This is a genomic window from Paenibacillus baimaensis, assembly GCF_025567575.1.
Window position 1 is genome coordinate 1 of the sequence record NZ_JAOQIO010000037.1, and the last position, 9,384, is coordinate 9,384.

At 36.1% G+C, this 9,384-nt stretch carries 9 protein-coding genes; 8 read left to right on the forward strand and 1 reads right to left on the reverse strand.

Going from position 1 to position 9,384, the window contains the following annotated elements; translation table 11 throughout:
• Nucleotides 1-515 precede the first annotated feature (515 nt).
• From OB236_RS13085 to OB236_RS13120, 8 genes are all read left to right on the forward strand, one after another.
• Nucleotides 516-1,406, forward strand: coding sequence for a hypothetical protein (locus OB236_RS13085; protein WP_262684384.1), 891 nt, complete (start codon nt 516-518; stop codon nt 1,404-1,406).
• Between the two features lie 267 nt (nt 1,407-1,673).
• Nucleotides 1,674-2,180 (forward strand): copper amine oxidase N-terminal domain-containing protein, encoded by a 507-nt coding sequence (locus OB236_RS13090; RefSeq protein WP_262684385.1) that lies wholly within the window; start codon nt 1,674-1,676, stop codon nt 2,178-2,180.
• Nucleotides 2,181-2,459: 279 nt separating this feature from the next.
• The gene (locus tag OB236_RS13095) at nt 2,460-3,377 is read left to right on the forward strand and encodes a hypothetical protein (protein ID WP_262684386.1); all 918 of its coding nucleotides are present in this window, start codon (nt 2,460-2,462) and stop codon (nt 3,375-3,377) included.
• A gap of 235 nt (nt 3,378-3,612) precedes the next feature.
• Nucleotides 3,613-4,380: a zinc ribbon domain-containing protein gene (locus OB236_RS13100; protein WP_262684387.1), complete on the forward strand. Its 768-nt coding sequence runs from the start codon at nt 3,613-3,615 to the stop codon at nt 4,378-4,380.
• Between the two features lie 144 nt (nt 4,381-4,524).
• Nucleotides 4,525-5,793: an S-layer homology domain-containing protein gene (locus OB236_RS13105; protein WP_262684388.1), complete on the forward strand. Its 1,269-nt coding sequence runs from the start codon at nt 4,525-4,527 to the stop codon at nt 5,791-5,793.
• Nucleotides 5,794-5,913: 120 nt separating this feature from the next.
• A complete protein-coding gene (locus tag OB236_RS13110) occupies nt 5,914-6,372 on the forward strand; it encodes a hypothetical protein (RefSeq protein WP_262684389.1) in 459 nt (152 codons plus the stop codon).
• Between the two features lie 62 nt (nt 6,373-6,434).
• Nucleotides 6,435-7,157, forward strand: coding sequence for an IS6 family transposase (locus tag OB236_RS13115; protein WP_408638460.1), 723 nt, complete (start codon nt 6,435-6,437; stop codon nt 7,155-7,157).
• A gap of 236 nt (nt 7,158-7,393) precedes the next feature.
• Nucleotides 7,394-8,020: a hypothetical protein gene (locus tag OB236_RS13120; RefSeq protein ID WP_262684390.1), complete on the forward strand. Its 627-nt coding sequence runs from the start codon at nt 7,394-7,396 to the stop codon at nt 8,018-8,020.
• A 1,031-nt stretch (nt 8,021-9,051) separates the two neighbouring features.
• Here the strand turns inward: OB236_RS13120 and OB236_RS13125 are convergent.
• On the reverse strand, nt 9,052-9,255 hold the full coding sequence (locus tag OB236_RS13125; RefSeq protein ID WP_262684391.1) for a hypothetical protein: 204 nt from the start codon (nt 9,253-9,255) through the stop codon (nt 9,052-9,054).
• Nucleotides 9,256-9,384: the final 129 nt, after the last annotated feature.

The window sequence follows — 9,384 nt, forward strand, 5'->3', positions numbered from 1 at the left end:
ACTCCCATTGAAGCTAGAAAAATCCCCTCATAAATATTGTCCAGTTTTATGTTGACAATCCAACAGCGTTGCTGGAGTTCACTTAACAAACGGGAAGGATTACGTAACATCGTGTTGAATGTAAATGTCTAAGGGGCGTTCAATACTAATGGCTACATTAAATAGAAGAGAAGAATTTGAAAAGTATTACGAACTTGAATACGATGTGATGGTGTACGACACCGTAGGGGATTGCATAGCTTACGGGAAATAACTGAGTACACCACGAACTTCGATATTGTTTTTGTGATGGAAACCCTTACGATACAAGCTCGCATATTATTTACGGGACTGTAGTTTTAGACCCTGAGTAGACTGTGGGAGTTGCTTGTAGCAGCTCCTTTTTATTTCCGCTGAAGTAACGGGCAAGATAATGGAGATATCTGGAGAAATTTTAGGGGGATAAGGATTTAGAAATGAGGGCTTAAGATGAGTTGTCCACTTAGGATCGTGGCACATATAGAGGGGATATTTTTATGAGGTTGATTACCATATCGTTTCTCGTTGTATGTGTGTTAGTTGTTGTTACTTTATCCGCATGTAAAGATAAGGATAATGCGCTTAACCAAATTCGAACAAAACAAAATGGAATATGGATATATAATGTAGATTTTACTGCGAAATACAAAAAAACATTGGACGCTATGTTTGGTGATAAGTGGATAATTACATCCAAAGAAGAAAAAAAAGTAGTGCCTGAAAAAAAACATTTTGATTCCACACCGTATCAGTATACAGAATGGACAATACAATATACTGATTCAAACGATAGATTTCAGGAGTTTGCTTTAAATAACATAGACCTATTATCTAAGCAAATTGAAGATTATATTGAACATTATGTCCCTAAGTTTTATGAAGAACATTTTTATAAGGAGTACTTAAAAGGTATTCCACTTGCTGCTGCAAGCTTTGTTTTTGGTTTTCTAAATGATATTCACGTTGATCCACAAATCAAAGAAAACAAAGAGCGTGCTAAAATGACAGAGAAATACAGAAGAAATTTGGAGCATCCAGAGAGTACGATTAACTTCTCGAAATTTTCTCCTGCAAATGCATTTGAGATGTGTCCTATGTATTTGTCCATCCATGTTTCGATTGATGATGACGGATATTCCGCGTCGGACAAAAAAAAACTTGAGGAATATACCAAAAAACAAGTAGACCTTATGATAACCGCAATGAATGGTTTTGCTAATAACAAGATTAATGTGGAAATAAGTGTTGCTAACCAGAACAATAATGCTTTATATGATGGAAAGAACTATTGGGGGTGGTATTATATTCGAGGTATAGCTAAAGATGTTAGGAATCCTATGTATTTTGAAAGAGACGTTTATGATGGATTCAAGGGAGTGTTTTGGTAATAACATTAGCAATGATATTAAGAAGGGGAATAAATATAACTTTAGAGCATGATGATGGCGAGGGAAATAATTTTCTGCATTTTTACGACTTAGACGGCAATAGATTTTGTGTCCAATGTGACAACAGTAACTAAAAGTGTATACGGTCTGTAAATGTACGTCTTTGCTTCGGCATCGTAGATTCGCTCCTGTCTGATGTCTTCATTCTACTAGCCCCTATTTTTTCTGTCCAATTTACTGTAGCCGATCCAAGAGGCAATCTTTGGAGTGAAATTAATACATAATGGAATTGATAAAACACCATTAGATCCAGATCAAAAACCATTCATTGCAAATGGTTCAACATACGTTCCGTTAAAATCTATAGGCGATATTTTAGGGATACCTTTAAAATGGGATGGGGAAAATAATGCTGTTATTATAGGCCAACAATTAAGCAGTTCTCCACTTCCAGCACCATCATCCTATGTATTGAATGGACCGGATTATATCAATGGTGACAAAGCTTTTATTGATCTAAAACAAAATCAGCAAATGAAAGTAAATAAAAAGGATTATGGAAAAATTGGATTTACTTTAAAAAATATGTCATTCGAAACCATTGCTAAATTTCCTTTGAACGCACAATTTTCAACTTTATCACTTACACTTGGTTTTGATGATGAAGGAGCGAATTACGCCGCTGCCCGTCATATAAGAGATGGATTTTTTCCCTATTGCATGCAGGGAATAGTACAGCGGCGATTGACATCTTTATTATTCATTCGGATTTAACTTAAGCAGAAGCCCAATCTGATATTGAGTCTAAAACTTATTATTGATATTTTGGAAAGTAAGATGGCTGAAATCCTTGATAGTTAAAGGCTCCGGGACTTATACTTTAATATCACAGAATATGAACTGCCAACCATATTATGGTACTATATTATGTAAGTAATGCTTTCGACTCTTACGTAAACCAATGCAGAAGAACTTGTGGTTAAAATAAGTAATGACGAAATTATGTAAAGGGTAGAAGATAGAACCAAAGTGTGGAATAGGGGGTTGAGTAATTTGTTAATAAATGACCAAAGGATGTATCAAAGAAGGATTCAGAATTTTACCAGGGAAGAGTTTCAGGGATGGTTCAACAGATTATTCAATGAGATTTATGGAACTGACTATGAGGCCACAACTCCACACGGTAATCATGGGGATCTGAAGGTAGATGGTCGAATATTAAAAACAGGCGAATATTTTGCTTGCTACTCTCCTGATAAATATCGTGATTTATATTTTTCTACTAAGGTTATGGAGGATTTTCGAGGGTTAAAAAAACATTGGCTGGATAAAGGTTACCCAATTAAAACATGGCATTTCGTGATGCCCCATGATATACATCCAGGAGCAGCTCAGGCTATATTTGATAAATTACAACTAGAGCATAACTCACTTGTCGAAGATGAGGAGAAGAAAATTAAATTTGAACCTTTTACGTTAACTTATCTTATGGGGTTATTAAACAAGCTAAGTATACATCAACATTCATATATTTTCGGAGATACGGATGATTATGTAAAAATAATACAAGAGGACTTTGAAAGAGCTACAAACCCAAGTGCTGCTATGGAATACATACGTATAACCTATAATAGAGAAGCAAGACAGAAACTTCCTCTTCCAGATGATGTTTGGGATAGACGCCTTAATGCTCTCTCTAGAGAGTATAATATTGGTGAAAAAAGTATTCCTTTTGTATTAAATGAGAACAATGGTGAGTTCAACTTAGAAAATGGAGCTTGCCCATTTATCAATTTAATACTCATGAAATCATTTTTTGATTGGACAAATAAGGACGATGTGCTTCTAAGCACTTCGTTTGACGATGATTTTCTAATGTTTCAAAAGGAGAAACAGATTAGTGTACCAGTGAGAGATTTGCAAGGAAATGTAGTCAAATTGATATTTAATCCAATTGTCGAAGTTTGGTAAGGGTGCTGATCTGTTAGCCCAGCCTAGAAAGGGATTTATAACAGCTGGTGGTGTGCTCATTAGTATTCACGCACATTGGTATAGACTCAGTACTCTTGGGTATGTTGCAGGAAAGATCACCTCCGTGGCCATTTCGCTGTGGTTTGAGGGTCACTTTCCGATCGTCATTTTAAGATCTTTCGTTGAAAGATATTTTCAGGATAGACCGATGAATTAACGAAGGAGGGGTCAAACAATGATTACGTGCAGTAGTTGCCACAATAAATTACCAGATGAAAGTTTATTTTGTAATATCTGCGGGAACAAAACAAAGATTGCGTGCAGATTTTGCGGCAATGAATTACCAGATGGAAGTTTGTTCTGTAATATGTGCGGGAACAAAAAATCTTCTATTGAAGACGCATCTCCTGTAAAGACTACGCAAACAACCAGTAAGAGTAAAAATATAGCAATTACAATAGTGGCTTTATTGATTCTTGCTATATATATGGTCAATTTCTTTATCACGAGGGAGAATGAAATTCAACAAATAAAGGCTGCCCAAGATAAACAAGCAGCTGAAAAATATCCACCACCACCAGTACACATCCCCTGGCTTCCGCTTGTTGCTGATTTACCTAATGGGTACTTACATACTCAAGATAGGTCTGCCTACTTCATTCGGTGGATAGTTGAAGATAATCAGATTTCCGGCCAACTTGAATATAGTAGTAGAACTTATAGAAGCAGTCCTATTAGACCAAGTGACATAAGCCAAATAACTTACTTTAAGGGTACAATCGATGGAAATAGAATTACCTTCGATCTTAAAGTCACGTATAACGATAGCAAGATTACTGAACATTCTGGCCAGACATGGAAAGGTCATTTTGATGATGTTAATAACCTTTATATAGATCAAATAGGTGATAAAAACACTAGCCTTATGGTTTTTCGAACAAAACCTGTGGAAGACTACCATAATGCCATTAATGTACTTTTAACGTCTGACAAGAAACTTTGATTTTTGATATAGATAAAGAGTGTTTGGAGTACGAAAGTTCAATGGGAGTAGTGTACAACTTTATTTTTCAGATTTAACTTTCAACTATGTAATCAGCAAGGTACCCATCATAAGTCTAATTTTGGTTAGGAGTTGGAATAGTCGTTGCGTAATGTCAAAAAAATATCATGTTCCCTATTACTAACCGTATCTATTGGTTTTAATTGTTTTAGCGACTATTCTTATTCAGCATCTGAGGTTTACGATTCTTTTTATGGTATCAGCCAGATTCAAAACTCTGTTGAGCCTGAAACGCTATCTGATCCAATTAAAATGGAATGGGCAGTGCTTAAAAGAGAATCCTCAGATCTTCAAGGACACTGGGCAGAAAGAGTTTTTCAATGGGCGATTCGGCATCGTATGATTGATCATTATTCAGACGGCACATTTCAACCAGATAAAGAAATTACGGAAAAAGAGTTCCTTAAAGTGTTATTTGGCGCATTTGGTTACCCGCGGACAAAAAGTACGGATGAACAGTTGGAACGATTTCTGTATAGTTTTTCTAAGGACTGGAAATATCCTGTTGATGGGATTCTTCATCCTGATTTGCGTGAAGCATCCATTTCACGTACGAAGGCAGCGGAAATTATTACTGCCGCTTTAGGTTTACATTTTGAAGGTGATGACGCTGTTATTTATCTTCTGGGCCACTCCTATGCTTCCGGAAAATCCTCTCAAACTATTGAGGGCTTCATGGGTGCTGAACAACTGACGAGGGCGGAGGCGGTTCAATGGTTTAGAAAACTACAATTAAAAGGAATGAATCAATTACAAGAAAGATCTGAATCTCCCTCCGATCGAAGCTTGCTAAGTAATCTACCACCTTCTCAAAGCGATGAAATGCCGGACTTTGTATTTACTCAGCTCACCATGGAAGACTTCAACTTGAATGATCCAATAAGAAACATTAGTTTCAAACTGGGAAGTTCAAGGGAATCTATTGAAGAGCAAATAGGCATTTCTACAGAGCAAAACTATTCTAAATACGATACCTATGGGCGACTATTCATTCATTATGACGCAAACGGACTTATGGATAGTTGGTACATAAGCGATTCGATTCATTTACCATTCCAGACAAACAGAGGGGTCAAGCTTGATGAAAGCACATACTTTGATATCTTGAGCATATATGGAACTGCGGGAGGCGATTTTAATAATTATGGTTTATCCCTTAATTATTTATACGAGGAAGTTGACGGGAAGCTTGTGCCACGATTTTCTCGTTATGAAATTGTCGATACAGATCATGCATATAACCTCTCTTTTATTTTTGACAAGAAAACTTATAAGGTCAGTTATATTCATGTTTCAACTTATAACTTTAGCTATATAGAGCCCATTGAGAAGTATCTTAATAAGAAGAAGTAACAAGAGCAATAAAGTCTTGAATGTATTACAATAGGAAGTTTGATGTTCGTTGAAGGAAAGGTGTATTGGAAAACAGAACTGGAACTGTATAGAAAATTTTGAAATACTAGGAGGTATCGAATGAGAAAAACTTATAAGAGTTACATCAAAATGGTGGACTCAATGGGCAATGCAACCAGCATTGAGGAAGTAATTAAAAATTTCAAAAAATTCACTTCGATAATTCGAAAATATTCCAATAATGAGTTAGAATTAATAAAAATTGACGTTGATACTTGGGTTGAAGAATATAGGAATATCGGTCTACTTGCCAGTTTTTTTGCTGCTTTTACAGCATTTATTTTGTTTGCATTAACCACCCCATATCAATTGCTATCTGAAGCTAACAAAAATATGAAAGAAGTAATATTTTTTATTATATTAATAGTATTCTTTATCGTATTGCTTGCATTGGGTCTTGTTGTAATTAGTTACTATAAAAGATTTAGAAAACTTCTTTTATTTCAAAAAGTGCTCGAGCTGTATTTAAAAGAAAATAGAGCTATGAAAGAAAAAAGGAATGGGGTATTGCTTAAATAAGATTTGGGGTTGTGGTGCAAAGCTCTAATTCATGATAACGTAACTGGTAATGAAGTCATGGGATGGAGCAACTTATTTTGGAAACGAAAATGGATTTATTTAAATGGAAGCAATATGAATCGCCGATCATTTTACTAACGGTGAGGTGGTATTTGAAATATAGCTTAAGCTATCGAGATATAGTCGAAATGATAGGCGAGCGAGGATTAAAGATTTCACATACGACGATCATGAGATGGGTCCATGAATTTGGACCAGAAATCGACAAACGAATCCGTCCCTTTTTGAAACCTACAAATGATTCTTGGAGGACTGACGAAACCTATATAAAAGTAAAAGGACAGTGGAAGTATTTATATCGGGCCGTTGATTCTATGGGGAAAACCATTGATTTCATGTTATCTGATAACCGGGATATACCGGCGGCTAAGCGTTTCTTTACAAAGGCTTTGTCCTCTCCACACAATCAAATCCCACGTGTCATCACATTGGATAAAAATCCAGCCTATCCACCAGCCATACAAGAATTAATAAAGGGTAAATTGCTACCCAAAGAAACCTTGATTAGACAGACAAAATATCTAAACAACATTGTGGAGCAAGATCACCGATTCATTAAGAAAATCACAAAACCGATGCTCGGTTTCAAATCATTTCTAACTGCAGAACAGACATTAAAGGGAATCGAGGCCATGCATATGATTAGGAAAGGGCAGGCCGAATATAATTCGTCTGTCCTCTCTGCAGTTGAATGGCTTAATAAAATATTTGGTATTGTGGCATAGTTAATTACCATTTATTGGGTAAATGCTATCTTTTTTAATTCTTGCACCACAACCGTCCTGTCCATGAAACTATTTTATTCGATAGTTGTCCTAATTGCCTAAAAACAATTCCCTTTTTGTTAAGTGACTTTGGCCTTAGCGAACCATTCACGTGCAAATGCGGATATAGATTAGCTGATTTTTCAGAATCTCTTTGGAGAAATTGGGATTCACGAATGGAGATACAGGACCAAACTGTGCTGAAATGGTTATCTATGGATCAAAGCGCCAACCAGCGGTGGTTATTTTTACATAAATATGCGTCAACCGATTTATTTCAAACGGTTCCACTTATATTTTCCAAGCGCTTTTATGGTAACAGAATGAATACCAAGGCTGAGTATTATAGAACTGTGTCTTATCATGATGATATTTATCATCAAAACAGAGTCTGTTTTTTGACAGTCGACCGTTTTTTAAGAAAAAAGCTCAAACAACATCGTCAATGTATACGGGTACTACAAGAGCTAAGGAAAGCGGAGGGAGAAGAGGAATTCCCGCAGATTTGTCCTTATGCATACATCTTTTGGAGACATACCCTAATTCGATCCGAAAAATTCTATAAAGATTTAAAAGCCAATGATATAAGCCCTGTATGCCCAAGTAATTTTGCGATTGTCACAAGTTTGATTCAACGTGTACTTGAAAGTTATAGAAGAGAATTATTTAATCAAACTAATATGAAAGAAGTTGACAATAGATTGCTACTCCATTGGATAATCAATAGACTGACTATTCAAATATGTATCAATTATTTTAAACAGTGGATCTGGTTGCTACTACATGTGCTGAACAAAAAACAGTACCCAATTGGAATGCTGTAAATGAAATGGTTGAAAAAAGTATACCGGAAATGGCTTTTAAGCATTCGATTGATATGGAGTTGAAACAACCAGTTGAATTTTTTATAAACCCAGAATATAAGCAATTTGATTTGACCTACACAAATTTGGTGTGCCCGTTAAACACGAACAATAAAAAGAAAATTTCAAAGCGAATGAATTCGTATATGCCACAAAATGTAGCAATGAAAGTACCATTTAATAAAAAACTTGCAGCCTATGTTGACCATTATGTACGACGACTAACCATATAAAATAAACTAAATGATAAACTAAAAATAAGGATGAACATGTTCATCCTTATTTTTAGTTTATCATTAAAAGACCTGTGGGGAATGTAATCAGGTTCTTGTCATTTATGTATCCAGGTTCTTGTCATCCGACAACATTAGATTAAAACTCGATATTTTTTGTGTTGTATACATATGTACAAAATACGAGTTTTGTGAATATGTATGAAAAATCTTCTATTTAAAACCTGACCAACTTTTTTGTTTCATACAATGCATGATTATGGTCTGCACCTACAATAGATAAGATTCGTGTCCCTGAATGCTTCTTAATAGCATTTTTTATTCGCTGAATCATTATCAGGTGTCAGGTGTCTACATACCCACCTAAATAAATGTGCTTGTGGATTAACTCATTCTAACCAACCATTCATACTTCTGTTTCGTAATTCGTTGCCGATGAAGCCCATTTACGCAGTATAAGTATAACCCTCCCCATTATTATCGAAATGGTCGATATCGATCCTGTTATTCCGGAATAATGGACATCTCTATTATAGAATCGCGCCACGCCAAACAAAATAGTACAAATTTACCTCCATGTCTATTCCTATGTGTAGGCCTGTGAATATGAGCCTGACCCGTTTTGATTGAGCTTGTCCAGCTTGGCGCCTCGCCTTGCGCTGCAATGTAGCGAACGATGTCTTCCTTGCGGTAGTAGAAACGCCCGCCAAGAGACGGTTATAAGCTTTTATGTTTTGTGGTCGCCAAGGCTACTGCCTTTTATTGAAAACCCAATTTCAATAAAGATTGTTGTATTTCCTGGTCAACTTTACTTTTGAAAGTTGCAAACTCCACTGTAGATAAAGAATTTGGAAGTTTCAGATCGATTGCCGTTTTGAAAATGCGAAGCTTGTGCAGTAACTGGACAACTACTTGGTTGCCGCCGCGCAAGTCCTGCTCGATCTGAACCCGGTCCAGCAGCAAAAAAAGGGACAATCCTCAGGCAATCAATCATGCCTGCGGAAGTCCCTCTTCCATGCCTTCATTTAAGATTTTGCGCCGATCAGTTTGGCGCTCAGCGGCAGTAGCCCCCACATTAGAACGATTACTTTT